Raw genomic sequence first — 26,851 nt, forward strand, 5'->3', positions numbered from 1 at the left:
CGCAGGGAAACCCAATGCAGTCACTGAACGCAAACCCGTCGCAAACCGGCTTAATCCGCGCACTCGGTCGCGCCATGGCGCTGCTCGCCGCCCTGACGCTATATGGCTGCGCCTCGACCGAGGTGCGCACCACGGCCTATACCCCGCTCACCGTCGAGGATACGGCCATCGCGGAGGACAGACTTCTGGACGTGGGGATCGTCCAGTTCGATCCCGGTCTCGACACCGCCGAGGTCAGCGAGGAGGATCTGGTGTTCCCCGAGCTGCGCCAGGCTGAGTCCCGCTATATCGCCGTGACCCTTTCCGAGTCACTGCAATCGAGTCAGGGCTGGGGCGCCGTGCGCGTAATCCCCAGTGAGCGCACCAATATCGATGTGACCGTCAGCGGCCGCATCCTGCAGTCCGATGGCGAAACGCTCACGCTGGAAGTGACGGTGAGGGATTCCCGCGGCCAGCGCTGGTTCACCAAGGAATACAGCGAGAAAGCCTCGCACTACGCCTATGACCGCAAACATCCCACCGAGGGGGATGCGTTCCAGGGCCTGTACAACCGCATCGCCAACGACATGCTGGTCTACCGCCAGCAACTCTCCGACCAGTACATTGCCGAGCTGCGCACGATTTCGGAAATCAAGTTTGCCCGCAGCTTCTCGCCCGACGCCTTCTCCCGCTACCTCAGTAGCACCGAAGACGGCATCTACCAGCTGAACGCACTGCCCGCGGAAAATGACCCCATGTTGCAGCGTGTGCGGCGTATTCGCGAGCGTGACTACCTGTTTGTAGACACCCTGCAGAGTTACTACGGGACCTTCGTCAAATCCATGGAGGCGCCCTATCAGGAGTGGCGAGCGCTGAGTTTTGAGGAAGTGCAGCAAATGCGCGAGCTGAAACGCAAAGCCCGCAACCACACCATCATGGGCGCTGCGGCCATCGTCGGTGGTATCGCTGCGGCCGGTGCCGGTGGCGGCGCCGCGCGCCAGGCCGCCAATGTCGCCGTGGCCGGCGGTGGCTATCTGGTAAAAAGCGGATTTGACCGTCGCAGCGAAGCGAAAATGCACATCGAGGCACTGCAGGAACTGGGAGATTCCATGCAGGCCGAGGTCGAGCCACAAATTGTCGAACTGGAAGACCGCACGATCACCTTGAGTGGCACAGTGGAGAACCAGTACCGCCAGTGGCGCGAGTTGCTGCGAGAGATTTATCAGGCCGAGACCGGCGATCTCGACGGCAGCATCTGACCGGCACAGCGGAGCACGCCGCCGCTGGGTACCCGGGAACAATAACCACGACATTGCGGAAACACTATGCAACACCGCGACCAGAGTCCGGATGACAAGGGCGCTATCCGTCCCGCAGATTTCAGTTTCGGCGGCGCCGAGCAGCCGCAGCGCCCAGCGCATCGCAAAACTGCCGGCCCGAAAACCGAACACAGCGACCGCGATTACCGCCCGCTGGCAATTGGCACCGCACTGGTTTTCGGGCTGATCGGCGTCTTCTGGCTTTTGCCCCAAGTCGTCGAGAAACCCGCAACACAGCCCCCCATTGCCTCCCCCGGTGGCGCACAGGATTCTGCTGCCGGCGCTCCCGCCGCAACCATCAAGGCATCGCCATTCAGCGACGCGGAAATCGCGCAACAGCGCCGTGAAGTACAAAAAATCCTGCAGGAGATACTGGTCCTGCAGGAAGAGCTGCGCGAGCGGCAGGTGGATGTCTGGGCAGCGGAGGAGTTCGGCAGTGCGCGAGGCCTGGCAGAGGAAGCCGACACCACCTACCGGCAGCGGAAATTTATGCAGGCACTGGAACTGTACCGGTCCTCCAAACAGGCCCTGCAGAAAATCCGCGACAGCATCCCCGAGCGAATTGAACAACATCTGGCTGAGGGTAACGACGCCCTCGACAGCGGCGATGCAGAAGGCGCACAGCGGGCATTCGACCTGGTGCTGACGATCTCCGAGGATCACCCCCGGGGCGTAAAAGGCAAAGCCAGAGCGGAGCTACTGCCACAGGCCTGGCAGCATTTTTCCCGTGGCAAGCAGGCATTCGCCGAACAGGACCTGGATACCGCGCGGGACGCTCTGCAGCAATCGCTGGCGGTGGACGCCCAAACACGCCCCGCCCAATCTCTACTGCCCCAGGTGCTCGCTGCGATCAACGACCGCGACTACAGCGCGGCCATGTCAGCGGGTTACGCCGCCATCGGAGAGGGGGATTTTGCCGCGGCACTGGAAGCTTTTCGCAACGCAGAAAAACTGAAGCCCCACGAGGAAGACCCGGCCATCGGCCTACAGCAGGCCAAAAGCGGGCTGACCCAGACTCGAATCGACCGCCTTTTTTCCCGGGCGCGCCAACAGGAGTCCTCGGAAGACTGGCATTCAGCGGCAAAGAGCTATGAACAGCTGCTGGAAATAGACAGGAGCCTGGTTGCCGCCATCACCGGAAAGGCGCGGGCCGATGCCAGAGCGGAGCTGGATGATCGGCTGTCCGAACTGCTGGACGATCCACTGTCACTCGGCGGCAGACAGCAAAACCAATACGCCCGCACGGTATTAAAAGACGCCCGCGCAATTCGCGCTGACTCTCCAAAGCTGCAGCAACAGATCGAGTCACTGGAGACAGCGCTCACCCAGGCGGTGATTCCTGTCCCGGTCAAACTGCAGTCTGACGCCACGACCCTGGTCACTATTTACCATGTCGGTCGGCTGGGTAATTTCAGCGAAAGAGAAATCCCCCTTAAGCCGGGCCGCTATACCGCCGTGGGCACCCGTGCCGGCTATCGCGATGTGCGGCGTGAATTTACCGTGGTGCCAGGTGAGGAGCCGCCAGTGGTTGTAATCCGGTGTGCAGAAAAAATAAACAGTGCCAATAACAGCTGAACCAAAGAACCGTTACCAGAAATTCCGATCCAAGCATCAGGCCGCTGTTGAAACCATCGGGCCTCCGCACTGCCGGTAAACCGATGGCGCTTATACAGGGCTGGGAATTATCGCCACCAGATGCTGAACGAAATGGCGACGCCGGTGTCCGCAAAAAGAGGCTTTTTGCACCAAAGGATCAGGCGACCGCTATGCCGGGCGGGGTTGCGGACTAAGCTGTAGAGCGCGGAAATAAGATTTCCGCTAGGTAGTCCCCTGAGCGCGGCAGCTGCTGCCGCCATTGCGATAATTCAGATAAGTGCGCAGTAACAGGAATGCATAAATGACAGCGAAGGAAGCGGTACCAGTCCGTGATGGCGATCGCGCAGACGATGATTTTCCGGTCATTCAGCCCGTCGGCTTCACCCCCGTTCAGGTAGAAGACCGCGCGCGGCGCCTGCTGTTTTCTCCTCGCGCATTGATCATTGCCGGAGGCATGCTGCTCGGCCTGCTGATACTGGTTTACCTGCTTGTCTCCCGATCCCTCATCATCGAAACCCAACCCGTCGATGCAGACGTCCGCGTAAGTGGCTTTGCCCTCCCGCTGGGGGACGGGCACCTGGTCCTGCCGGGCGAGTATAAATATACGGTAAGCGCTACCGGCTACCTGCCAAAGAGCGGTGAAGTTTCCGTCTCAGGCGATAAGAACAGCCGCCACGCGGTAAAACTTGAGCGATTGCCGGGGCATCTGCAGGTGCTCAGCGATCCGCCTGTGGCCGTGCGCGTTCTTATCGATGGCGCCGAGGTGGAAAGCAGCCAGGGGCTGGCCAGAAATATTCCCGCAGGGCGCAAGCGGGTCACCATTCTCACCGACCGCTACTTGCCGTTTACCCGGGAAATCGACATTCAGGGCCTGGATAACACCCAGCGTCTACAGGCCAAACTGCGCCCCGCCTGGGCCGATGTCCGCATCAGCAGTAACCCGGCCGGGGCAACCGTAACTGTTGAGGGCGAAGTACTGGGCACAACCCCGTTGACCGCCCAACTGATTCAGGGTGATCGCATCGTCGAGATATCCAAGCCTCAGCATAAAACCGCCAGGATACCGGTGGCGGTTACCGCTGGTGTGGACCAGGTACTGGCGTCGGTTGATCTCGCCGCGGCAGATGGCATCCTGCGCCTCGCCAGCACCCCATCAGGCGCCAGCATCACCGTAAATGGTGAATTCCGCGGGCGCACGCCCATGGACGTAGAACTGGAGCCCGGCACCGCCCACCGAGTGCGCCTTTTCAAGGATGGCTATTCAGCGGTAGAGCGCACCATTGATATCGGCGCCGGCGTCGAGCGCCAGCTCAGCATCGACCTCTCCGCGGTGTTCGGCAGAGTCCGGATTACCAGCAACCCCGCCAATGCGGCGGTTTATATCGACGGACGCCTGGCGGGCGCCGCCGGCGAGACTTTCACCCTGCCCGCCCGCAGTCACCGCATCGTCGTGCGCAAAGAGGGCTTCGAAGACTACGAGACCACCATAGTGCCCAGCGCCAGACTGGAGCAGAGCATCCGCGCGGTGCTGCTCACCGCCGAGGAAGCCCGCTGGAGCCAGGTGCCTGCGGAATTCACCCACGGCGCCGGCGGGCGCATGCTGCTGATGCGCCCCAATGCAGAGTTCACCATGGGCTCTTCACGGCGTGAGCAGGGTCGCCGCGCCAATGAGGTCCTGCGCCAGGTCGCATTGACCCGGCCTTTCTACATAGGCACGACGGAAGTCACCAACCGCGAGTTCCGCCGCTTTAAGCGCATGCACACCTCAAGCCATGTCAATGGCGTCAGCCTGGATAACGACAATCTGCCGGTTGTGAATATCAGCTGGACGGATGCGGCCCTGTTCTGCAACTGGCTCAGCGGCCGCGACGGACTCAGGCCCGTCTACCGCACCGAGGGCGATCGTGTAGTGGGGTTCGATACCAGCGCCAATGGCTATCGCATGCCCACCGAGACCGAATGGGCCTGGGCTGCCCGTTACGAGGCCGGCAGCATGAAAAAATTCCCCTGGGGCGATGAGCTGCCAGTGCAGAAAAATTCCGGCAACTTCGCCGATAACAATGCGGCACAGCTGGTTCCCGCAGTGCTGCGCACTTATACCGACCGCTATGCCGCCACGGCGCCGGTGGCCAGCTACCAGCCAAACTCACTGGGTCTCTACGACCTCGGCGGCAATGTCTCGGAGTGGATTCACGACCTGTACACCATCGGCACCGGACTCTCCCTGCGCCGGGAAGAAAACCCGACGGGCCCCCAGGATGGGGACTATCACGTAATTCGCGGCTCCAGCTGGCGCCACTCCGGTCTTACCGAGCTGAGACTTTCCTATCGGGATTACGGTGCCGAGCCGCGCAACGATGTGGGCTTCCGCGTGGCGCGCTGGGTCAACTAGGAGACAACTGTGAAGCAATATCAAATTGGCAGAACTGGAAAACTCGGCATGAGTGGCAGGAGCGCAATGAAAACCCATTTTCACCAGCAAACCCGCGCAGCCCTGTTGGCGACGCCAAAAAACGCTCTGCTCGCGTTTCTGCTGTGTACCACCTTCGCGCTGGCCAGCGGAATGGCGAGCGGCCAGGAAACCGACGCGGGCAGCACCGAGAACAAAACCGGGCGCAGCTCAGAGAATCTCGATATAAGTCGCACAGACAGCCGCCGGGAAAAAAGCACAGAGCAGCAAGCACCGGTACAGGTTGCCCAGATTGGGGAAAAATCCACTGACGACAGCAGCGGTGCCGACGACTATGAGGCCTCGGAAGAAATCTCCGAAGACCTGTCGGTCTCCTTCCCGGTGGATATTTAGGCGCGGCAGTTTTACCGCGTAGAAGGCGGCCCGGAAAACAACCTCGTAAGCGAAGGCATTAACGAAGAAAAACTACAGGGCGGAGCCGATCGGCCACCCCGGTAACTGAGCGAGAAGCACTATGAAACTCAAGTCATCCGATTTTGTCTTCCAGCTGTTCGCCCTGCTGGCAGCGGTCATCCTCGTGCATGCGGTCTATGTGGCCGTCATTCGCCCCAATGCCGACGCCTTGATCGAAGAACAGCTGGCACGCGAAGCCGCCGGCGAAACCTATATCCAGCAGCGCTCACTGTATATCGTCATGCGCGACTACGAGCAGGAGGCCTGCTTCGTACTGATGCTCTGGGCCATGGCGATCATGGGTCTCAAGGCACAGCGCAGCATGCGCGAGCGCAAACTGCTGGATAAGGCGCTGCTCAATGTCAGCGAGGGCACCCCGATCCTGCCGGAGGACGCGCGCGACCTCTCGCGACCGATTCAGGCGCTGCCGGAAGAAGAGCGCAGCTACCTGCTGCCGCGCGCGCTGCTGACCGCACTGCAGCGCTTTGCCTCCACCAAGAACGTCGCTGCGGTGTCAAACTCGGTAAAAGAAGTCTGTGAAACCGAGGGCGACCGACTGGATTCGGAGCTCGCCATGGTGCGCTACATCACCTGGGCCATTCCGTCGATTGGCTTTATCGGCACCGTGCGCGGCATCGGCGAGGCGCTCTCGCAGGCGCACCGCGCTGTGGAAGGCGATATCGCGGGGGTAACAGTCAGCCTCGGCGTAGCCTTCAACTCCACATTTATCGCGCTGGTCATCAGCATCGTAATCATGTTTTTTACCCACCAGCTGCAACTGATGCAGGAACGGCTGGTACTGGACACTCAGAACTATTGCGACAACAACCTGCTGCGCTTCCTGAAAGTCAGCTGAGCAACGCCGCAGGTAATACAACCTGGCCCAGAACAGCGCTGAGCCCGCAGCGCGGTAAACCCGCCCCGGGCGCATGAGAGAAAAGAGGAATCCCCTATGGGACAAGGTGTCCTTGAAATCAACGACTGCGGACTGCGGGTATTTACCGGCACCGATGAGATTCTCGAAAGTCCCGGTGTGGCCGTGGTTCAGCCCAACAAGATACTGGTGGGCACTGCCGCGCAGATGCGTGCGCGCAGCCACCCGACACAGGTCAACAACCAGTTCTGGCGTCGCCTCAGCCTGGAGACACTGAAATCCAGCAACGCCAGCTGTCGCCACCATGCCGACCTGGCTTACTGCCACCTGCGGGAAGTGGCCGAACACTGCGACCTGCCAGAGCAGCTGGCCCTGGCGGTGCCCGGTAATTTCACTCGCGAGCAGCTCGCGCTGCTGCTGGGGATCATCAAGGAGAGCCCCATCAACGCCGTGGGCCTGGTGGATTCCGCCACCGCCTGCATCAGTAGCAGCGCACCTCGCGGAGTCCACCTGCACGTAGAGCTGCAGCGCCAGCAGACACTGGTGAGCCGCGTGGCGGTCCACGAACAGGCGGTGCTGGACATCGCCGAAACGGTCAACGACGCCGGTCTGCAGAATTTTCAGGACGCCTGGGCGCGGGTATTTACCGACGCTTTTATCATGCAGTGCCGTTTCGACCCTCTGCACTCGGCCGAGGCGGAGCAGCAGCTCTATGACCTCATGCCCCAGTGGGTCAACCGCGCCATGCGCGGTGGTGAAGTCATGGCGGAAATGGAGGACCGCACCGCCAAGGTCACCCTGCGCCAATTGCAGGATGCCAGCACACCGATCCTTTCCCGCGTGCGGGCACTGATCGACAATCTTTCCGATCCCACCAGCATTGTGTTTGTCTCCCACCGCTGGGCAGAAATCCCCGCCGGGGCTCAGCTCGCCGAGCGTATTCACCTGCTGCCGCACAACTGCGTGGCACAGGCGGTGGCCGGCCGCTGGGAGCAGATATACAGCTCTTCAGAAGCCCTGCCACTGGTCAATATGCTCGACGCCGCGCCCCCAAGCGAAGTGGCGGTACAGGTCAACAGCGCCGCCGAAGCGGCCGCCACCCACCTGTTATTCGGCCACCGGGCGCTGGCCGCCCAGCAGCCACTGTTTGTCAGCTGGCAGGAAGGTAAACTCAACATCACACCAACTCCGCCAGAGCATCCCGCCGGCACCGTTACCAGTCACGCGGGCCGGCTGGCGCTGCGCGTGGATGCCGGCGCGCGGCTGATGCTGAACGGCCAGGAGATCTCCACGCCGGTCACCCTCGCCGCCGGCGACCGGATCGGCGCGGCGGATCTGGACGACGTCATTACCGCAATCTGTGTGGAGCGTTATGGCGCGTAGAAAAAGGCGTTTTTCCGCCTTCAGCCTCTCATTTCTCGACATCATGTCCTGCGGCTTCGGCGCTGTGGCGCTGATCTTTTTGATCATCCGCCACGGCTCCGATCAGGACATACAGGTGGAAAACCCCGAGCTCGCCGCCGAGGTCAACCTGCTGCAGGAGGAGGTGGCTTTCGGCCGCGAGCATCTGGTGCTGGCGCGGAACACCCTCGATGTCACCAGCGATGAACTGGCGGATGCCCAGGGGCTGGCCCGGCGCATCCTGGAACAGATTGATGAGATCAAGGGCAATATCGCCGAGATAGACAGCAACACCGAGGAGCAGGACATCAAGCGCCTGCAGGAAAAACTGCAAAAACTCGAGCAGGCCAAAAAAGAACTGGAGGCTGAAAATAAAAAACTCGGCAATAACGTGCGCAAATTTGTCGGCGAAGGGGATCGGCAGTACCTCACCGGCCTGCGCCTGGGTGGCGATCGCATCCTGATTCTTGTCGACGCCTCCGCCAGTATGCTCGGCGACGAGCTGATCAAGGTCATCCGCGCGCGCAATATGTCATCGCGGGTCAAGCGTGAAACCGAAAAGTGGCAGCGCGCCATTACCACGGTGTCATGGCTCACCGCCCAGTTCCCGCAGAACAGTCAGTACCAGATCTTCACTTTCAACACAGGCTTTAGCGCCGTCATACCGGGCACTGAGAGCCGCTGGCTGAACGTGGACGACCGGGAGCAGATGGACCAGGCCATCAAAAAACTCGGCGAAGTTGTGCCGGAGGGCGGCACCAGCCTCGAACGGGTATTTAACGGCGTCAACGGCATGAGTCCACTGCCGGACAATATCATCCTGATCACCGACGGCCTGCCCACGCAGGGCATGAAAAAGCCCCGCGGCAACACGATTTCCGGCAAACAGCGCCTCGACCTGTTCAAGCGCGCGGTCAAGGTACTGCCGCAAAACGTGCCGGTGAACGTCATCCTGGCGCCCATGGAAGGCGACCCCTATGCCGCCAGCGAATTCTGGAAACTCGCCATGGAAACCCGGGGCTCCTTCCTGGCACCTTCGAGAGACTGGCCATGAGACGCAACCGCAACAAAAGGCAACAGGAAGAATTCAGCATCTCGTTTCTCGATGTCATCTGCTGTGGCTTCGGCGCCATCGTACTGCTGTTGATGATCGCCAAGACCACCTCACCCATCATTCTCGAAGAGGCGGAACTGGATCTCGACGGGCAGGTGCAGGAGCTGCAACAGCAGCTGGCCGAAATTCGCGGCGAAACCACCGTGCTGAACCGGGACCTGAACGCAAAGCGGGAGCAACTCGACATCGAACGCCAGCGCATCGCCATCCTCAAGGGAGAGCTGGACACATTGCAGACCCAGTTTGCGCGCATGACCGAAGGCGAATCAGAGGAAGGCAAAATCCGCGGCGAGCTGACCGTCGCCCTGCAATCGATGACCGCGGAAATGCGCCGCCTGCTGGGCGAGAACTACCAGCGCAAGAACAATGTCATCGGCGGCATTCCCGTCGACAGTGAATATATCCTGTTCATCATCGACACCTCCGGCAGCATGTTCAACTACGGCTGGGACCGGATGATGAACGAGATGGTCAACACGCTGAACCTCTATCCCAACGTCAAAGGCATTCAGGTGATGAACGACATGGGGGACTATATGTTCTCCAACTATCGCAGCAAGTGGATACCGGATACCCCGGGGCGCCGTGATGCGATCCTGAAGAGACTGCGCTCCTGGAACCCGTTCAGTAATTCCAGCCCGGTGGAAGGTATCCAGAAGGCCGTACGCAGTTTTTACGATCCCAACAAGAAAATCAGTATCTATGTTCTCGGGGATGAATTTACCGGCAAATCGATTCGGCAGGTCATGCTGGCGGTGGATCGCGTCAACGCCCAGCACGGTGAGGGCAAGCGTAACGTGCGCATTCACGCCATCGGCTTCCCAATCCAGTTCTCCCGCCCCCCACACCTGCAGACCACCGGTCTACGCTTTGCAGCACTGATGCGGGAATTAACCTATCGCAATGGTGGCACCTTCGTCGGCCTCAACGATTTCCGCTAGCAAATGGCCAGCTCAGGAGCTGATTATGGCTAACAGCAGGAACAGATTTCTCTCGGCAGTGCGAATAGCCCTCGCCTCATTACTGCTGCTACTTGGCGGCTGCACGCATACGGTCCAGGTAGACGGGGAGTTTCCCCAGCCAGTGGGACCGCAGCACCCTCTTAAAGTCGGCGTTTACCTCAGTGAGGATTTCCGCGAGTTCACCTATCACGAGGACAGTGAGGACCGGGAGGAGTGGAACATCAGCACCGGCCGCGCACAGGAGAACCTGTTTGAGACAGTGCTCGGGTCCATGTTCGTCGAGACAGTTCCCCTGGGCCAGTACCCCGACAACCTGCCTGGCGATGTGGAACTGGTGATCGTGCCGGAGGTACGCGAACTGCAATTCACCATGCCCCGCGAAACCCGGGTCAATATCTTCGAGGTGTGGATCAAGTACGACATGCAGGCCTATGCCCCCAATGGCGACGCTGTCGCCAATTGGGTGATCACCGCCTACGGCAAAACACCGACCGCCTTTCTCAAGTCCCGCGAGGCCGCTCTCGCGCAGGCGATCAATGTCGCACTGAGAGACGCGGGCGCCACGCTCTTCACCGGCTTTGCCATGGTGCCGGAACTGCAGGCACTGCTGGAGGAAAAACGGCGGGCTATCGCCCTGGAAAAAATCCCGTCGCCAACCGACACCGCCAGTGCGGTCGAGGCACCGGTGGAATAGCCGGTGGGATAGTGCGCGACTCTGCGGGTGGCGAAGCGCGGCCCGCCCCTGCCGGCAGTCAGAAGCTCGCCGGCACCCAGGCCCCCGGGCGATAGCGCTGCGGGGGCGAACCATTTAACAGGAGGTTGCTGTGCTTAGAACTCTATTTGCTTTTGCGCTGGTGCTGCTCAGTGGTTGCACCACCGTGGTTATCGACGAGTATCGGCGCAGCGATGGCGAACTGGCTCAGGGCGACAGCGTCGTCATCCTCGGCCGCAGACATTCCAGCGACTACGAGACAGAGCCAGACCTGATCGATTGCGTGGGCAGGCAGCTGCACAACCCCGATGCCGGCGTGAACATCATTCCGGAAAAAAAGTTTGTCGACGCCATGTATCCGTGGTTCGAACCACGCACCGCCCCCATGCACCTGCGCTCTCTGGACCGCGTGATGGAAAACAAGGAGCTGCGTGAACGACTCGATGCCTACGGGGTGAAATACATCATCTGGATCGATGGTTCCACCGAAACCACCGCCAGCGCCGGCTCCATCGGCTGCTCCATCGGCACCGGCGGTGCCGGCTGCTTTGGTTTTGGCACCTGGGACAAGGAGTCCGATTACGAGGCCTCGGTGTGGGATTTCCGCGACCGCGAACTCTCCGGAAAACTCAGCGCCGACGCCAAGGGCACGTCATACATGCCCGCCATTGTGATACCCATTCCCCTGATTGCGCGGGTGCAAAACAACGCCTGCAAGGGCATGGCCCTGCAACTGCAGGAATTTTTACTGCCCGCTGAGGCCAACAAACAAAAGTCCTAGGGAGGGAAGGACCTATGCATACTTTTAATAAAATTCTCCTCACAGCCATACTCGCATTTCAGCTCGCCAGCACAGCTGGCTGCGCCTTCAACCCGGCCACCAACCGGCCGGACCTGGTGTTGATGTCCCAGGAAAAGGAAATCAAGATCGGCAAGGAGATGCACGAGAAGCTGGTGGCCAGCACGCCCATCTACAAAGACCCAATTCTCAGCGCCTATATCGAACATGTGGGGCAGAAAATTGCCCAGGCCAGCGACCGGCCGGATCTGGAATATACCTTCACCATTATCGATAGCCAGGACATCAACGCCTTTGCCCTGCCCGGCGGTTATATCTATATCAACCGCGGGCTGCTCACCTACCTGCGCTCCGAGGCGGAGATGGCCGCCGTGTTGGCACATGAGGTTGCCCATGTCACTGCGCGCCACGCGGTGCGCCAGAAAACCGCGGCAACCGGCGCCGGGGTGGCGTCGGTGCTGTCGGTGCTGGTCACTGGCAGCGGCGTTGTGGGCGACGTGGCCAATCTCTGGGGCACCGCCGCCGTCAAAGGCTACGGTCGCGAGATGGAACTGGAGGCGGACCGCTTTGGCGCCCAGTATATGTACAGTGCCGGTTACGACCCGCAGGCGATGATCAACGTCATCGGTATTCTCAAGGATCAGGAAACGTTTGCCCGCCGCAAGGCCCGTGTCGAAGGCAAGAAGCCCCAGACCTACCACGGTGTCTTCTCCTCCCACCCACGCAACGATATTCGCCTGCAAGAAGTCGTACAGGCGGCGGGCGAGCTGCCGGAAGACAAAAAAGTCACCAAGGTGGAATACTACCGGGAAAAGACCGAGGGCATTGTCTACGGTCGCAATACGCTGCAGACCGACAAGAACCGCTACAACCATCGCCGCCTCGGGTTTTCCATGCTGTTCCCGACGGGCTGGGCCGTGGAAAACCAGCGCTCGGCGATTGTCGGTATCGCTCCTGACAAAAGTGCCAGCATCACCATCAAGGTCGCCTCGCGCAATGGCAACCAGCCGGCGGATATGGCCCTGCGGGAGCTCTATGACGTGCGCGAGCTGGAACAGGATGAGGCCCTCAGCCAATATCGCCTGACCGGACATACCGGCAAACTCCCCGCCACAAGCGCGGACACTCCCGAGCGGGTGGCCGTGCTCTACTTCGGCAGCCGCCAGTACATGCTGGAAGGAAAGATCCAGAGCGCGCCTGTAGACGAAGAAACCAGAGAGCAGTACGACAACCTGTTCCTGACCAGCATCCGCACCTTCCGCCCCCTGCGCAGGACCGATATCAACCCACCGGATATCAAGCGGGTGAAGTATGTTCAGGCCAATGACAAGACCACCTTTTCGTCATTGGCGCGGCATATGGATATTGGCGACTATGCGGAAGAACAGCTGCGCCTGCTCAATGGTTACTACCCGCGGGGTGAACCCAAGCCCGGCGAGTGGATCAAGATCGTGCAGTAATCGCGAGGCATCAGTATGGCAACCGGCCCTGCCTGTAAGGCTCGCGATGAGGGATTACTTATTGAATAAGGCAAGCGCGGACAGGGGGGAACCCAGCCACGCGAAGGCGAATCAAGGAGTATGGGAAGCCAGGAGACACAGGCATAAGCAGCGGCAAGCCAATATCAAGAGCAAGCGGCCATAGCAGCGATGATTACCTGAACCCAAGGTTGAAGGAACTCAGCCCCTAAAACTGCCAAGAACAAGAACAAGAACAAGAACAACCGACAGCAAAAAGCTGGTCACAGGAATTTGATAATAAAAAGTCGATAACACAATAAAGGAGAATGCGATGAACGGCCTGATGATGGGAACCCAACTCACACTGACCGGTGTCATGCGCCACGCGCAGCAGAACTTCCCCGACAGTGAAATCGTCTCGGTGACCGCGGATAATCCACACCACCGCTACCGCTACCGCGATGCCTTCGCCCGTGCTGGCCAGCTGGCCAACGCTTTGCAGGCACTGGGAGCCCAGCCCGGTGAGCGCATCGCCACTCTGGCGTGGAACGATTACCGGCACTTCGAGCTCTACTATGCCACGTCCTGCAGCGGCCTTGTCTGCCACACCATTAACCCGCGACTTTTTGCCGAGCAGATCGCTTACATCATTCAGCACGCAGAGGACCGCTGGCTGTTTATCGACCCCATGTTCGTGCCGCTGCTGGAAGCGCTCGCGGACCAGCTGCCCTCAGTGCAGGGCTATGTACTGCTCACCGACAGCGCCCATATGCCGGACACATCCCTGCCCAATGTGCACTGCTATGAAACCCTGATCGAAAGCCAGCCATGCGCCTTTGACTGGCCTGATCTGGACGAGCAGAGCGCCGCCGCGCTCTGTTATACCTCGGGCACCACCGGCAACCCCAAGGGGGTACTCTACTCCCATCGCGCCATGGTGCTGCACACCTACGGCGTGCTGTTGCCAAGCGTATTCAACCTGAAAAAAGACGAGGCGGTGCTTCCTGTCGTACCCATGTTTCACGTCAATGCCTGGTCAATTCCCTATGCGGTGCCAGCGGTCGGCGCCAAACTGGTTTTACCGGGGCCGAAAATGGGCGATGGCGAGACCCTCAGCCAGCTGATGAAACACGAGGGCGTCACCATCGCCGCCGGCGTTCCCACCGTGTGGCTGGCACTGCTGAATTATCTGCGGGAAAACAACCAAACCATCCCTACCCTCAACCGCGTGGTGGTGGGGGGCGCCGCCTGCCCCTGGAGCATTATGGAAGAGTTTGAACAGCGCCACGGAGTCTATACCCATCACGCCTGGGGCATGACGGAAATGAGCCCGCTCGGCACCTACAACAGCCGGGTGGATGACAGCCTGCCGGCAGAGGAGGCACGCAGGCTGCGCCTGAAACAGGGCCTGCCCGCCTATGGTGTGGAGATGCGCATCGTTGACGACCAGGGAAAAGAACTGCCCCGCGACGGCATCGCCTCCGGCGCCCTGCAGGTGCGCGGCCCCTGGGTCTGTGAACGCTACTTCAAGGCCGAGGAGTCCGCCCTCAGCGAGGATGGCTGGTTCGACACCGGCGACGTGGCCACCATCGATCCGCAGGGCTATCTGGGGATCACAGACCGCACCAAAGACGTGATCAAATCCGGCGGCGAGTGGATTTCCTCCATCGAACTGGAAAACATCGCCATCGCCGAGCCGGGCGTTGCCGAGGCCGCGGTCATCGGCGTGGCCCACGATAAATGGAGCGAGCGGCCACTGCTTGTCGTCACAGCCAAGCCCGGCGCCCAGCTGGATGCAGACAAGCTGCTCAGAGCATTCGAAGGCAAGGTGGCCAAGTGGTGGATTCCCGACGACTGCGTCGTGGTGAATGAGATTCCCCACACCGCAACCGGCAAGGTCAGCAAGAAAGATCTGCGGGAACAGTTTGTCGGGCACCGCTGGCCGCAGGAAGCCGCCGTTTAATTTTTTGCCGTGACGGCAGCCAGGTACCGCACCTGGCTGCCGTCATTTCTCCTTCCTCACTTCCTACTTCTTACTTCTCATTCCTTATCTCTCATCACGGGCTTTTTATTTTCGATTCCTGGTTTGTTTATCCGGCCTTGCCGGTTGCGACCTCGGTGGACGTTCCCCCCGCCACCGCGCTCTGGTATAAGTGGATTAATGTGCCACACCGGAGCCGTCATGCTGAACCGAATCCTGCCCCCTCACCCGCTCTTGCCGCGGCGCTTCTGGCCTGCGTTCGTCCTTCTGCTGCTGGCCTGCGGTCTATTCTCCCCGGTTCTGGCGCTGCCCTCGGTGGCCACCACCACTTCCACCCCGCTGGTGATTGCCCATCGCGGCGCATCCGCGTACCTGCCTGAGCACACTCTCGAGGCCAAGGCACTGGCCTACGGTATGCGCCCGGACTATATCGAACAGGACCTGGTATTGAGCAAGGACGGTCACCTGATCGTGATGCACGATATCTATCTCGATCAGATCACCGATGTGGCCGAGCGTTTCCCCGGCCGCGCGCGGGAGGATGGGCGCTTTTACACCATCGATTTCACCCTGCCGGAATTGAAACAGCTGTGCGTCACCGAAGCCTTTGAACGCAACGGCAGCGAATTGACCCAGAAGCACCCCGGGCGCTTTCCGCTGTGGAAATCCAGTTTCCAGCTGGCCACTTTCAATGAGGAAATCGAACTCATCCAGGGACTCAATCAGTCACTGGGTTACGACATCGGCATTTACCCAGAAATCAAGAAACCCTGGTTTCACCACCGCGAGAAGCGCGATATCGCCAAGCGCACCCTGGAGGTGCTGCAGCAATACGGCTACCGAGACCGGCAACAGAAAGTGTATCTACAGAGCTTTGATGCCGAGGAGCTGCAGCGTATCGACCGGGAACTGATGCCACAAATGAATATGGATATACCACTGGTGCAGCTGATTGCGGAAACCAGCTGGGGGGAAAAGAAAGTAGAACACGACGGCATCCTGAGCAATTACCGTTACGACTGGATGCACACGCCAGAGGGCCTGAAAAAAATCAGCGGTTACGCCGATGCTATTGGTCCATCCGCAATGATGCTGGCACAACTGGGTATTACAGGACTGACCGCAAGCCCGCTGCACCGGCACGCGAAAAAACTGGGCCTGCCCATACACGCCTATACCTTCCGTGCCGACAGCCTGCCCAAGGCTATTCGGGGCCTTCTCTCTTTTGAAGACATACTGTCTCTGTTCAGTGGCCCACTGGCCATCGATGGCTTCTTCACCGACAACCCCGACCGGGTGCGCGCCTTTCTCGATGCGCGCTCTTCTGAGTCCCAGTCGCAATCTAAATCTCAACGCCAGCCTCAATCCCAGCCTCAATCCCAGTCACCTCACCCCGCGCCTTGAAACCTGCGGGGCTTGAGCCCAACGTGACTGAAATCCAGCAAGCCCTAAATCCAACTGGGTTTAAGCTCAGCCAGGTTTCAGCCCAGCAGGGGCTGACAGCGCCGGCTATACTGGGGCGACGACACCGGAGCTCCACCCGGAGCAGCGCCGGCGCGGGGCCCTCCACAATGAAAAACGAACTGCAGTCGCTCCTGCACTCAACCACAGCCATCGTCGAGGTTGCCGGCTACGCCATCGAGGTTTTCGGCGTACTGGTGATGATCGTCGCCACGGCACAGTCCACGGTCCACTTCGTGAAAACTCGCGGCACCGTCAGCCCCGAGGAATCCTACACCCGCTATCGGCGCAATCTCGGTCGCGGCATTATTCTCGGCCTGGAATTCTTGATCGCTGGCGATATCGTCAGGACAGTGGTAGTGGCGGAAACGCTGGAAAACGTCGGCATTCTCGCCCTGATCATATTTATCCGCACATTCCTCAGCATTACCCTGCACCTTGAAGTCGAGGGACGCTGGCCCTGGCAGAAGCAATCAGGCCAGCCGCCTGCGCAGCGTTAATTGCCTCAGGTTGCCTCAGGTTCCCACGGGCCTAAACCCCGCACCTAGATCCCGCACCTAAAGCCCGCGCTAACCCCTGCGTCTGCACCTTGGCGTTAAAATGACCAAGGCAAGCCAATACCGTCTTCCCCATCTGCAGCAGAGCAACCTGAGCCCCGAGGATACAGTTGTTACAGGGCTGCTGCGGAATAACACCGCCACCGTTTTCGGATCGATCAAGTACTCCAGTGAACACACCGGGCTCGTCGATCCATTGTGGAGAAGACGATTCAATCATCAGGAGCTGAGATAAAAAAAACATAAGGACCGAATATGGAAGCGGATCGAGCACACTTTTTATCCGCAGTGGAAGCCAGGCTGATGCGCCTTTTTTCACCTCGCGCAGTGGTTATCGCGTGCCAGCACAGGAGCGGCATCGGCTGGAGGGATTTATGCAGGCCGGGGTGTTTTTAGGCCTGACGGATAACGCCGCGCTCGCTGACTTAATAGAGCCGTGTCACCGGGCTGTTTTCAACAAGAGTATCGCCGAGCGCAGGACGGAAAACCCGCTCAATGCCAGTTACGAGCGGATTGACGGCAGCCCCTACCAACAGCCCACCTATTCACGCAAACCCCTGCGCCGCAGGGGGAGCAGGTAGAGTGAAGACTGATAAAGAAGAGACTGGGAGAGAGGGGACTGGTGGAGAAGGGGCTGGAGGAGAGGGGAAAGGTAGAGGAGAGGGGAAAGGTAGAGAAGAGACGGGTAGAGTGAGCACAGAGAAACCGCAGCGGGCCGAGTAAACGGGCCCAAGACCCAATGCATTGCCGACGCAGCCCCGCTAAATTCCCGAGCCTGCCCCGCCACATTCCCGAGCCTGCCCGGCCACAGCCCCAACAAAGCGTCAACAGCAGCGTCAACAGCAGCGGTGGCCTGCCTTAAGCGTGACGACACCGTTATGGTGTCAGCGCTGCGATCACATAGGCGCGATCACAGAAAGACAGCGACAGGCAGCGTCACTCGAAACGGGAAAAGTCCGCCGGTCGCTTTTCCATAAAAGCGGTGGCCGCTTCCTTGAATTCCTCCGATCCCAGGCGTTTCTGGAAATGCTGCGCCTCCTCCTGAATCACCTGCAGGCCAATTTCGCGGGTACTGGCGCGCAACAGCCGCTTGGTGAGTCGCACCGCCTCCGGCGCCTTGCTCGCAAGCTCCGCCGCGGCCATACGCGCCTGAGTCAGCGCCTCGGCAGCCGGCAGTGCGGCATTGCACAGTCCCAGAGCCACCGCCTCCGCAGCATCGAATTTCTTGCTCAACAGCAGCAGCTCTGAGGCGCGCACATGGCCCATCATGCGCGGCATAAAAAAGCTCGATGCGTACTCTGGGCAGAGTCCCAGATCCACGAACGGCATCTTGAACAGGGCGTCATCACCGGCAAACGCCATGTCGCAGTGCAGCAGCATGGTGGTGCCGATGCCCACCGCGGGGCCATTGATGGCCGCCACCACCGGCTTGGGGAATTCATACAGCGCCATCATAAACTGGTACACGGGCGACTCTTCACCGGCGGCGGAACCACCGAGGAAATCCATCAGGTCGTTGCCACTGGTAAAGACTCCCCCCGCTCCAGTGATGATCACCACCCGCACTTCCGCATTCTCAGCGGCACTGTTGAGCAGTTCCGCCATAGAGGAATACATGGCCATGGTGAGTGCATTTTTGCGCTCGGGACGATTAATCGTGATTTCCAGCACGCGCTCGTTCAGCTGCGCCTGCACTTCTGCACATGAGCTCTGCATGGGATTCTGCATCGGAGTCTCCACTTTATTCGTTGAGCGGGGGGCATTGATCGAATCGGGGCAGCACCCATTGGCCGCCCCCTTTATAGCCCCATGGTAACGGCTCCGACTGCGAATGGCAGTTCCGAATCGCTCAGATTGAATGACTGCCCTTGCCTGTTCGGCGCGACCGGCTGGACATTTTTTCGATAACGAATACTGAGCCGGGAATCAGGCAATCTGCGCAAGGAAAAACCAGAAAACAGAAGAAGGACAGAACGGTGGAAGGGGTGATACGAAGACAGAAAATGCTGTGTCGCCATCCAGCCCGCGGTCGCCACAAGGCCCCTATAAAGCAAAGAGGCGCCCCGGGGCGCCTCTCGAAGCACATTATTTGCCGACAAAATCCCGCCGCAGGGGCTGGCACATGCAGTGCACACCACCGCCGCCGGGAGTGATCATGGAGATATCCGGGTCGATCACTTCCAGCCCGTGGGCGCGGCATTTCTCCGCCAGGCCTTTATTCGCTTTTGGCAGCATCACCCGGTCGTTACCCAGCGCCACCACGTTCACGCCCAGCTCCAGTACCTGCGGGAAGGGAATGTCGATAATCTCGATATGGCGATCGCGGAACCACTGCACCAGCTCCGGCTCCACCGCGTCGATACAGATGGCCGCCAGCTTGTCCGCCAGCATCGCCACCATCACATCGATATGCAGGAAGAAGGGGTCGAACTGGTAACCTTTGACTTCCCAGCCCTCTTTCTCGACCCAGCTTTTCATCTGCGCAAAACCCTGCGGGCTGGTGCGCTCACCGGAATAACCACACAGGATGACGCCGGGTTCCAGCACCATAAAATCGCCACCCTCCAGCGAGCCGGCGGTGATGATGTCGTACAGAGGAATATCCAGTTCCATATATTTTTTGACGATGGGCGCCCATTCGCCTCGGCGCCATGGACTGTACATCTGGGTCACGATCGGCCCCCACGGCGTCATCACCGAGGAGTCGCGGCCATAAATCTGGTACGGCAGGGTGCTGTCGGCGGGTATCAGATGGGTGTTCACACCGGCGTGGCGATAGGCGTCGAGCATCTCCGCATGCTGGGCCGCCGCGACCTTGTGATCAAACTGCATGCCCAGGCGCACCGCGCGACGCGAACTGGAGTTCCCCGTGCGCCAGCTGAAGTTGTCCACCGGCCCGATCAACACTTCCCGCAAGGTACCGTATTCGGAGTCCATGCCCCATTTTTCCAGAGGTTTGGTGCCGCCGTTGTCTTCGCGGCGACGCATGACAAATTCGTTCATGACTTCACTTCCAGTGGTTGTTTGGCCAGCCAGATTTCGCTCAGGCCAGCGATATTTTCCCGTATTGATCAGGCGACAACGCCCGCGCGATCCAGCATGGCCTGCAGCAGCACATTGCAGCCCGCTTCCAGATGGCGCGCCTCGGCGGATTCCGCCTCGTTGTGGGAGAGGCCACCGGCGCAGGGCACGAAGATCATGGAGACCGGCGCCACCCGTGAAACGTAGACGGAATCGTGACCGGCACCCGAAACCATTTTCCGGTGACTGTAGCCGAGCGCACGGACCGCTCTATCCACCGCGGCGATGCAATCCTCATTAAAAGCAACGGGTGGGGAATGCCACTCTTCGCGCACTTCAATACGGGTGCCTGTCGCCCGCTCCACCTCTTTCACCAGCTGCTGGAGGCTCTGGTGCAAGTGTTCCAGCCCCTCGGGCTGTGGGTGGCGCAGATCCAGCGCCAGCACCACTTTTTCCGGAACGGTATTGCGGCTGCCGGGCTCTGCGCGCAGATCACCGCAGGTCATACGGGCATCGACGCTGAACGCTTTCACCTGCGCGTAAAGTTTCTCGCACAGCAGCGACAGCGCCTGCACCGGATCGCGGCGATCCTCCATCGGCGTCGGCCCCGCATGACAGGGGGTGCCGTGGAAGGTCACGTCGTACCAGCGGATCCCCTGCACACCGGTGACCACACCGATGACCTGCTCCTGCTTCTCCAGAATCGGACCCTGCTCGATATGCGCCTCGAAGGCGGCGGTGACCGGCTGCGCCTCGGCGGGCATATCACCCAGGTAGCCGATGCGTTGCAGCTCCGCGCCGATGGTCCTGCCCGCTTTATCGGTGCGAGTGTGGCCATACTCGAGACTGAACTCTCCAGCCCAGACCCCGGAGCCGATCATGGCCGGGGAAAAGCGCGCGCCCTCCTCGTTGGTCCACACCACCACTTCCAGCGGCGCGCGGGTTTTAATCTGGTTCTGCTCCAGAGTGCGCAGCACCTCAAGGCCCGCCAGCACGCCGTAGACACCATCGAACTTGCCGCCGGTGGGCTGGGTATCCAGATGCGAGCCGGTCATCACCGGCGGCAGCTCCTCGCTGCCGGCGCGGCGGGCAAAGATATTGCCCATTTTGTCCATGCGAATTTCGCAGCCGATCTCGCCGCACCAGCGCGCAAAAAGGTCGCGCCCCTGCCGGTCTTCGTCTGTCAGCGCCTGGCGGTTGCAGCCGCCGGCTGGCGTAGCGCCGATCTGAGCCATTTCCATCAGGCTTTCCCACAGGCGGGCGCCGTCTACTCGCAGGTGTTCTACTGTGTTTTCCATTCGATAGACTCCGGACCCTATAATGCCGCCAATATTAAGCTGTTTTCCGCAATTTAAGTTTTGATCCGCACCCCGCAAAGTGCGCATTATTTTGTCGCTGATCAAAACTCCATCAGGTGTACCCGTTTCATGACTGTAACCTACAGCTCCTATCTCAAGGTCGACGACCTGCTCCAGTGCCAGCACCCGCTCTCGGAGGGTCCCGAGCACGACGAACTGCTGTTTATCATCATCCACCAGAGCTACGAGCTGTGGTTCAAGCAGCTGCTGCACGAGCTGGACTTCCTGATTCGCCTGCTCAACCAGGGCGAGCAAAGCCGCGCATTGCATACACTGAAACGCGTCGACGCCATTTACCGCACCCTGATCCAGCAGGTGGACATTCTGGAAACCCTGACCCCACTGGAATTCATGTCTTTCCGCGACCGGCTCTCCACCGCCAGTGGCTTCCAGTCCTACCAGTTCCGCGAACTGGAATTCCTCTACGGTGCCAAAGACGCGACCAAACTGCAGAATTACCCGGAGGGCTCCGAGCACCGTAAGCGCCTGCAAAAACGCCTCGACAGCCCTACCCTTTGGGATGCTTTCCTGAAATTCCTCGCCAGCCAGGGGCGCGATATCCCCGACGAGGTGTTGAACCGCGATTTTTCCGCGGTGGCAGAGCCATCGCTGCCGGTTCAGCGGGTATTGATCGATATCTACCGCCACGACCCTCTGCTCAGCGAGATCTGCGAGGCCCTGGTGGATATCGACTCTTCGCTGCAGCAGTGGCGCTACCGGCATGTGAAGATGGTGGAAAGGACCATCGGCAGCAAGATGGGTACTGGCGGTTCAACCGGTGTAGGCTACCTGCAGGGCACCCTGTTCCGCCCGGTGTTTCCCGATCTCTGGGCGATTCGCTCCGAGTTCTGAGGGCTTGCGGAGCGCTTGTACGGAAGTGAACGGACATGCGCTGCGGCTGGCTGGCTGGCTGGCTGGCTGGCTGGCCAAAATGAGAATTCGCCCAGAAAAAACCGGACCGGGGGTTCGCCAGCCACAGGAGAGTTCCTAGGCGCCTCAGAGAGCGGCGCCAGACGGACACAAATATGACAGGCACAAAAAAGCCAGCGTTGAGCTGGCTTTTTTGTATCTCGGCTCGCCTGCAGGGGCGGCGCGAAGGAGGCTTCCCGACTTACTTCTCGTAAGGCACCAGGGACACCTGAATACCCGGCTTCACCTCTTGTGCAGCATCGGCGATCTGCACGTAGGTATCGGCGCTGGATTTGATGTGCGCGCGCACAATCACAATCGCCTGCGGGTTTTCCGCGTGCAGCTGGGCGATACGCGCCCGTACCGCACGGGTATCAATCCGGCTCTTGCCCATCATGATTTCATCATTGGCATTGACGGTCAGCAGGATGTTCTGCTTGTCGGGGTCCGGCGGAGTCTGTTCGGTCTGATCCGGGTCGGGAACATTGACATCCAACGCCTTCTCCTTGACAAAGGACGCCGTCACGATAAAGAAGATCAGCATGATGAACACAACGTCCAGCATGGGCGTCAGGTCGATATCGGCTCTTTCCTCTTCTACGGCCTTACCGCGTCGTCTACTCATAAAACACCGTACAGTTATCTAATGCGAATGGCGCCGGATGGACCGGTCTAATCAGGTGGGCAAGATTGCCGCGAAACTGCCCGCTTTGCAAGTGAAACCTGCCAAACGGGACAATACCCCTTATATATCAAGCGGTTACAGACGCCATCGAAGTGTGCGCTCACTATTCAGCCAGGCCAGCAAGCGCTCAGCGCGCGGCCAGGTAGCCCGCGTAATCGGGCACCGGCCGCTCGAATGCGGCGCCCATCAGAACCGACCGGACCATCATATCTGCACTGGCAGAGTTGCAGGCAACCGGGATGTTCCACACCGCCGCTATGCGCAGCAGCGCCTTGACGTCCGGGTCATGGGGCATCGGCTCAAAGGGGTCCCAGAAGAAAACCAGCAGGTCGATCTCCCCTTCGGCAATCCGAGCCCCCAGTTGCTGGTCACCGCCCAGCGGTCCGCTGAGCAATTTCTGCACCGACAGGCCGGTGGCCGCCTCCAGGCGCGCGCCAGTGGTGCCAGTGCCCAGCAGCTGGTGCTGTTCAAGCAGAAGCTTGTGGCGGCCGCACCACTCGATGAGATCCCCCTTGCGGTTATCGTGGGCCACCAGGGCAACCCGCTTGCTGGCCGGTATGGTTTTCGAGATGTACTGCATGAACACTCCGCGGGATCATGGACCTTAAATATTCCCCTCTATTGATGCAGTTTCCCCGCCAGAAGACAAGAGCCCAGCAAGCAGAGCCACAATGAAAACGCCTATAAAGGAAGCAAAATAGAAGTTGAGCGCTAGAGAGGGGGAATAGAGAAGATCGATGGTGAGGAGCGATAGAGAGGGAGAATAGAAAGGAGCGATGAAGAGGGAGAAGAGAGGAGCGATAGAGAGGGAGAATAGAGAGGAACGATGGAGTGGAGGAATAGAGGGAAACGCTAGAAAAACGCCACAGAGTGAATACCACCGGCACCGCAAATCCATACCCCCATCAAACCGAGTGAACTCCAGCAGACCCCAAACCTTCGCGCGCGCCCCTGATTTCCGCACCGCGCAATGAACCTGGCCACACCATCAGCCCGACCACACGACTAACGGTGCTGCATCAGTGGGCAGCCCGCATCTATAATGAGGCACAACATAATGCCTATAGATGTAAACCCCATATAAAGAAGTAAGGAATCACACCATGAGTGTTGGAGCCTGGGAGCCGGAACAGCCCACAGCCAGAATGGAAATCGACCGAAAGCAACTGCAACGCTTTATTGCTGCCATTACGTCGGCGCAGCCCCTGCAGGAAGCCCTGGGTGCGCAGGACCGCACAGCCTCAATTCTGAACCGGCTGCCCGGCCAGACCTGGCTGGATGAGAGCGCATCCTGGCAGGCCGACGAGATCTGGCAACTGATCCGTTTTTTCACCCTGGCTGAGGCGCAACTGCCAGGCTGGGAAGCTGGTGCAGAGTCTGCGGTGATTCCGCTGGCAAAAGCCCTGCGCCAACGACAGCAGCCCCTGTCAAAAGAACAGCTGCTGTGGATACGGCAAAACTCCGACAACCGCTACCTGCCATACGGCCCGCTGCTGTGACCATAAAGGCCCGCCCCAGGCCCGCGGCTTTTACGATAAAGCCCAGCTGGGCTATATACCCCGACGTATGACCAGTCCCGCTGCGCTATAAGCCGGTTTAGACCCAGGCCCTCTTTATGGCTGCATGGCTGCATGGCTGCATGGCTGCGACCGCTGTGATAATGGCTTGGCGAATACCCGCCAAGCCACAGTACGCCGGGTACGCTGGTGAAAAGGCTTGAGATGGAATGTTCTGGCACTCAGTCCTCCAGACGCGAAACCTGCCCGCAGAGAAACTCGCCGCTGCCGGGCATCCGGTAGTTCCCCGGCAGGTAACGCCAGACAATATAGCCGGCATCATCCAGCAACCAGGCACTGGGCCGACAGGCGGCGCCGCCACTGGCTGCAGCGGTGACACTATCCGCACAACGAACCTGCCCTGATCCTGCCCAACGTCTTACCCAAGGCCCCAGCAGGCGGAACCAGATCGGCACACTGGCAGGCGCAATAAAGGCCCTATTGGCCGGCGCCGAGGATGAAAGCTGCAACACCGCCGGTGCGCTTTCCCCCGGCCACAGTTGCGGCCAGCGCTCTGCCGGTTCGGTGCTGACCAGTACCAGTTTTACATTATTCTTTTCCAGTCGATACTGCCCCTGCGCCAGCTGATAGAGCTGTGCGCGACTGTCCGCACAAAAAGTACCGCGCAAAAATACCACCAGATAGCCACCGTTTGCTTCGAGTGGAGATTCGCCCTCGGAATCATTTTCGCAGTGGTCGCTGAGGAGGCCTGCGCTCGGCCAGCAGCTGCCATCGGCGAGTGTGAGCGAGGGTATTTTCTGGTCGATGGACTGCATCACAGGGTGGTTCAAGGCGCTCCAATGGAAAAAATAGACAAGCACAACAAACAGGTTATAGAGACTGAGCTGCAACGGCAGGCTCTGCTCACTGGCGGTAAGAAGGGTGATCGCCAGCCCGATCAACTGCACCGCAAAACCTTTGGGCTCCCACTGCTCACCGGCGAATCTTGCCGGCAGGAAGAAGCGCAGCAGCATCCATATAGGCACGGCCCATGCGCACAAAAATACTCCCAGCCAGGCAACTTCTCCGCCGTGAAAATATTGCCACAAGGCCCAAAAACCGCAGCTCCACAGCCAAATAAAAGCCACGAAAGTAAAAAATACCTTGATTCTGCTCATATACTGGTAAAAATACCCGGAAAAACTTGCAATCAAGTATATAAATAAGCTGCAATTAGCGCGATGTTTTCTACACTTCGTTTATTTTTCTTTTAAAAGCTAAAACAACACTGACAGACAGGGATATTTTATGGCTGCAAGAAAGAAATCCAGCACCAGAACGGTCGCCCCAGCGGTAAGCCCGATTGCCAAACTGGAAGCTGAACTCAGCAAACTCAAAGATCAGCTGGTAAAGGCCCGCGAGAAACAGGAACAAGACGCAGCCAAGGCTGCCGACAAGCTGGCCAAGGATGCCGCCAAAGCTGCTGCCAAGGCTGATAAAGAAGCCGCTAAAGTTAAAGCTACCCGCGCGAAGAAGAAAACCCCCGCACAACAGCGCCAGCTGAAAAGTGCCGTAGCCGCAGCAAGCGCCGCCAAGAAAGCGGCAGCCAGTGCCAAAGCCGCAGCCAAGGAAGCCAAAGAACAGCTTGCAGTCCTCAAACAAGACAACAAGCTCGCGGCTAAAGTCGCCAAGGCTGTCGCCAAGGAAGAAGCCGCTGTAGCGAAGAAACTGGCTGCCGAAGCCAAGAAGCAGGCTGCCGCCGAAGCGAAGAAAGCCGCCGCCGCTGCCAAGAAGAAAGCTGCCGCCGAGAAGAAGAAAGCCGCCGCTGCCGCCAAGAAGAAAGCTGCCGCCGAGAAGAAAAAAGCTGCTGCAGCCAAGAAAAAGGCTGCCGCCGCTGCCAAGAAAGCCAAGGCAAAAGCCAAAAAGGCCACTGCCAAGAAAAAGCCCGGTCGGCCTAAGAAGGCAGCCACCACCGCCAAGAAGTCCCCCGGCCGCCCGAAGAAAGCAGCCACAGCCGCCAAGAAGTCTCCGGGTCGCCCGAAGAAGGCCGCCACAAAAGCTGCAGCTAAAAAGTCTCCCGGTCGCCCTAAGAAAGCCGCTACCGCCAAAAAGACCCCAGGCCGCCGCGGACGTCCGCCAAAGGCTAAGCAAGACTGAAGTAACGCGCAGTGGGATCTCGGGGCTCCGGCCCCGTTGCCTATCACCGCATGACCCCGGCCAATGCCGGGGTTTTTCATTTTTCCGCCTCCTCTCTTTTGCTTATCTTGCTACCGCCTTTTTCGCCCCCCCTTTTACACTCCCTTT

The 26,851-nt window shown here is 59.6% G+C and carries 24 protein-coding genes; 18 read left to right on the forward strand and 6 right to left on the reverse strand.

Annotated elements, in window-relative coordinates:
* Window positions 1-14 precede the first annotated feature (14 nt).
* The 15 genes from ABEA58_RS03705 to ABEA58_RS03775 all read left to right on the forward strand — a co-directional run bounded on the left by ABEA58_RS03705 (window position 15) and on the right by ABEA58_RS03775 (window position 17,659).
* Entirely contained in the window at window positions 15-1,238 is a 1,224-nt protein-coding gene (locus tag ABEA58_RS03705; protein ID WP_345548972.1) for a hypothetical protein, read from the forward strand.
* A 66-nt stretch (window positions 1,239-1,304) separates the two neighbouring features.
* Entirely contained in the window at window positions 1,305-2,873 is a 1,569-nt protein-coding gene (locus ABEA58_RS03710; RefSeq protein WP_345548974.1) for a tetratricopeptide repeat protein, read from the forward strand.
* 322 nt (window positions 2,874-3,195) lie between these two features.
* Entirely contained in the window at window positions 3,196-5,286 is a 2,091-nt protein-coding gene (locus ABEA58_RS03715; RefSeq protein ID WP_345548976.1) for a PEGA domain-containing protein, read from the forward strand.
* A 66-nt stretch (window positions 5,287-5,352) separates the two neighbouring features.
* Window positions 5,353-5,697, forward strand: a complete 345-nt coding sequence (locus tag ABEA58_RS03720; RefSeq protein ID WP_345548978.1) for a hypothetical protein — start codon at window positions 5,353-5,355, stop codon at window positions 5,695-5,697.
* A 121-nt stretch (window positions 5,698-5,818) separates the two neighbouring features.
* Entirely contained in the window at window positions 5,819-6,613 is a 795-nt protein-coding gene (locus ABEA58_RS03725) for a MotA/TolQ/ExbB proton channel family protein (protein WP_345548980.1), read from the forward strand.
* A 96-nt stretch (window positions 6,614-6,709) separates the two neighbouring features.
* Window positions 6,710-8,014, forward strand: a complete 1,305-nt coding sequence (locus ABEA58_RS03730; protein ID WP_345548982.1) for a hypothetical protein — start codon at window positions 6,710-6,712, stop codon at window positions 8,012-8,014.
* Window positions 8,004-9,086 (forward strand): VWA domain-containing protein, encoded by a 1,083-nt coding sequence (locus ABEA58_RS03735; RefSeq protein WP_345548984.1) that lies wholly within the window; start codon window positions 8,004-8,006, stop codon window positions 9,084-9,086. The genes ABEA58_RS03730 and ABEA58_RS03735 overlap by 11 nt, the downstream gene beginning before the upstream one ends.
* The gene (locus tag ABEA58_RS03740) at window positions 9,083-10,087 is read left to right on the forward strand and encodes a vWA domain-containing protein (RefSeq protein ID WP_345548985.1); all 1,005 of its coding nucleotides are present in this window, start codon (window positions 9,083-9,085) and stop codon (window positions 10,085-10,087) included. Before ABEA58_RS03735 ends, ABEA58_RS03740 begins: the two co-directional genes overlap by 4 nt.
* A gap of 25 nt (window positions 10,088-10,112) precedes the next feature.
* Complete coding sequence (locus ABEA58_RS03745; protein WP_345548986.1) at window positions 10,113-10,802, forward strand: hypothetical protein; 690 nt, start codon at window positions 10,113-10,115, stop codon at window positions 10,800-10,802.
* 130 nt (window positions 10,803-10,932) lie between these two features.
* On the forward strand, window positions 10,933-11,601 hold the full coding sequence (locus tag ABEA58_RS03750; RefSeq protein ID WP_345548988.1) for a hypothetical protein: 669 nt from the start codon (window positions 10,933-10,935) through the stop codon (window positions 11,599-11,601).
* A 14-nt stretch (window positions 11,602-11,615) separates the two neighbouring features.
* Window positions 11,616-13,079, forward strand: coding sequence for a M48 family metalloprotease (locus ABEA58_RS03755; RefSeq protein ID WP_345548990.1), 1,464 nt, complete (start codon window positions 11,616-11,618; stop codon window positions 13,077-13,079).
* Window positions 13,080-13,410: 331 nt separating this feature from the next.
* A complete protein-coding gene (locus tag ABEA58_RS03760) occupies window positions 13,411-15,042 on the forward strand; it encodes a long-chain-fatty-acid--CoA ligase (RefSeq protein ID WP_345548992.1) in 1,632 nt (543 codons plus the stop codon).
* A 219-nt stretch (window positions 15,043-15,261) separates the two neighbouring features.
* On the forward strand, window positions 15,262-16,464 hold the full coding sequence (gene glpQ / locus ABEA58_RS03765; protein ID WP_345548994.1) for a glycerophosphodiester phosphodiesterase: 1,203 nt from the start codon (window positions 15,262-15,264) through the stop codon (window positions 16,462-16,464).
* 167 nt (window positions 16,465-16,631) lie between these two features.
* Window positions 16,632-17,021, forward strand: coding sequence for a DUF1622 domain-containing protein (locus ABEA58_RS03770; protein ID WP_345548996.1), 390 nt, complete (start codon window positions 16,632-16,634; stop codon window positions 17,019-17,021).
* Window positions 17,022-17,416: 395 nt separating this feature from the next.
* Complete coding sequence (locus ABEA58_RS03775; RefSeq protein ID WP_345548998.1) at window positions 17,417-17,659, forward strand: hypothetical protein; 243 nt, start codon at window positions 17,417-17,419, stop codon at window positions 17,657-17,659.
* Between the two features lie 355 nt (window positions 17,660-18,014).
* Here the strand turns inward: ABEA58_RS03775 and ABEA58_RS03780 are convergent, their stop codons facing one another.
* The 3 genes from ABEA58_RS03780 to ABEA58_RS03790 form a co-directional block, all read right to left on the reverse strand.
* Window positions 18,015-18,794 carry an enoyl-CoA hydratase gene (locus ABEA58_RS03780; protein WP_345548999.1) on the reverse strand — a complete coding sequence of 260 codons (780 nt, stop codon included), beginning with the start codon at window positions 18,792-18,794 and terminating at the stop codon, window positions 18,015-18,017.
* Between the two features lie 369 nt (window positions 18,795-19,163).
* A complete protein-coding gene (locus ABEA58_RS03785; RefSeq protein ID WP_345549000.1) occupies window positions 19,164-20,081 on the reverse strand; it encodes a dimethylarginine dimethylaminohydrolase family protein in 918 nt (305 codons plus the stop codon).
* Window positions 20,082-20,149: 68 nt separating this feature from the next.
* Entirely contained in the window at window positions 20,150-21,397 is a 1,248-nt protein-coding gene (locus ABEA58_RS03790; protein ID WP_345549002.1) for a Zn-dependent hydrolase, read from the reverse strand.
* Between the two features lie 129 nt (window positions 21,398-21,526).
* On the opposite strand from ABEA58_RS03790, the gene ABEA58_RS03795 reads away from it, so the two are divergent.
* Window positions 21,527-22,309: a tryptophan 2,3-dioxygenase gene (locus ABEA58_RS03795; RefSeq protein ID WP_345549003.1), complete on the forward strand. Its 783-nt coding sequence runs from the start codon at window positions 21,527-21,529 to the stop codon at window positions 22,307-22,309.
* A 259-nt stretch (window positions 22,310-22,568) separates the two neighbouring features.
* Here the strand turns inward: ABEA58_RS03795 and ABEA58_RS03800 are convergent, their stop codons facing one another.
* Window positions 22,569-22,991 (reverse strand): ExbD/TolR family protein, encoded by a 423-nt coding sequence (locus ABEA58_RS03800; RefSeq protein ID WP_345549005.1) that lies wholly within the window; start codon window positions 22,989-22,991, stop codon window positions 22,569-22,571.
* Window positions 22,992-23,178: 187 nt separating this feature from the next.
* Complete coding sequence (locus tag ABEA58_RS03805) at window positions 23,179-23,631, reverse strand: methylglyoxal synthase (protein ID WP_345549006.1); 453 nt, start codon at window positions 23,629-23,631, stop codon at window positions 23,179-23,181.
* A 523-nt stretch (window positions 23,632-24,154) separates the two neighbouring features.
* On the opposite strand from ABEA58_RS03805, the gene ABEA58_RS03810 reads away from it, so the two are divergent.
* On the forward strand, window positions 24,155-24,550 hold the full coding sequence (locus tag ABEA58_RS03810) for a hypothetical protein (protein ID WP_345549008.1): 396 nt from the start codon (window positions 24,155-24,157) through the stop codon (window positions 24,548-24,550).
* Window positions 24,551-24,789: 239 nt separating this feature from the next.
* Here ABEA58_RS03810 and ABEA58_RS03815 read toward each other — a convergent pair whose 3' ends face one another.
* The gene (locus ABEA58_RS03815) at window positions 24,790-25,593 is read right to left on the reverse strand and encodes a hypothetical protein (RefSeq protein WP_345549010.1); all 804 of its coding nucleotides are present in this window, start codon (window positions 25,591-25,593) and stop codon (window positions 24,790-24,792) included.
* 262 nt (window positions 25,594-25,855) lie between these two features.
* Between ABEA58_RS03815 and ABEA58_RS03820 the strand changes: the two genes are divergently transcribed.
* Entirely contained in the window at window positions 25,856-26,704 is an 849-nt protein-coding gene (locus ABEA58_RS03820) for a hypothetical protein (protein WP_345549011.1), read from the forward strand.
* Window positions 26,705-26,851: the final 147 nt, after the last annotated feature.

Origin of the sequence: Microbulbifer aestuariivivens, from assembly GCF_039545115.1 — a bacterium.
Lineage (GTDB): Bacteria > Pseudomonadota > Gammaproteobacteria > Pseudomonadales > Cellvibrionaceae > Microbulbifer > Microbulbifer aestuariivivens.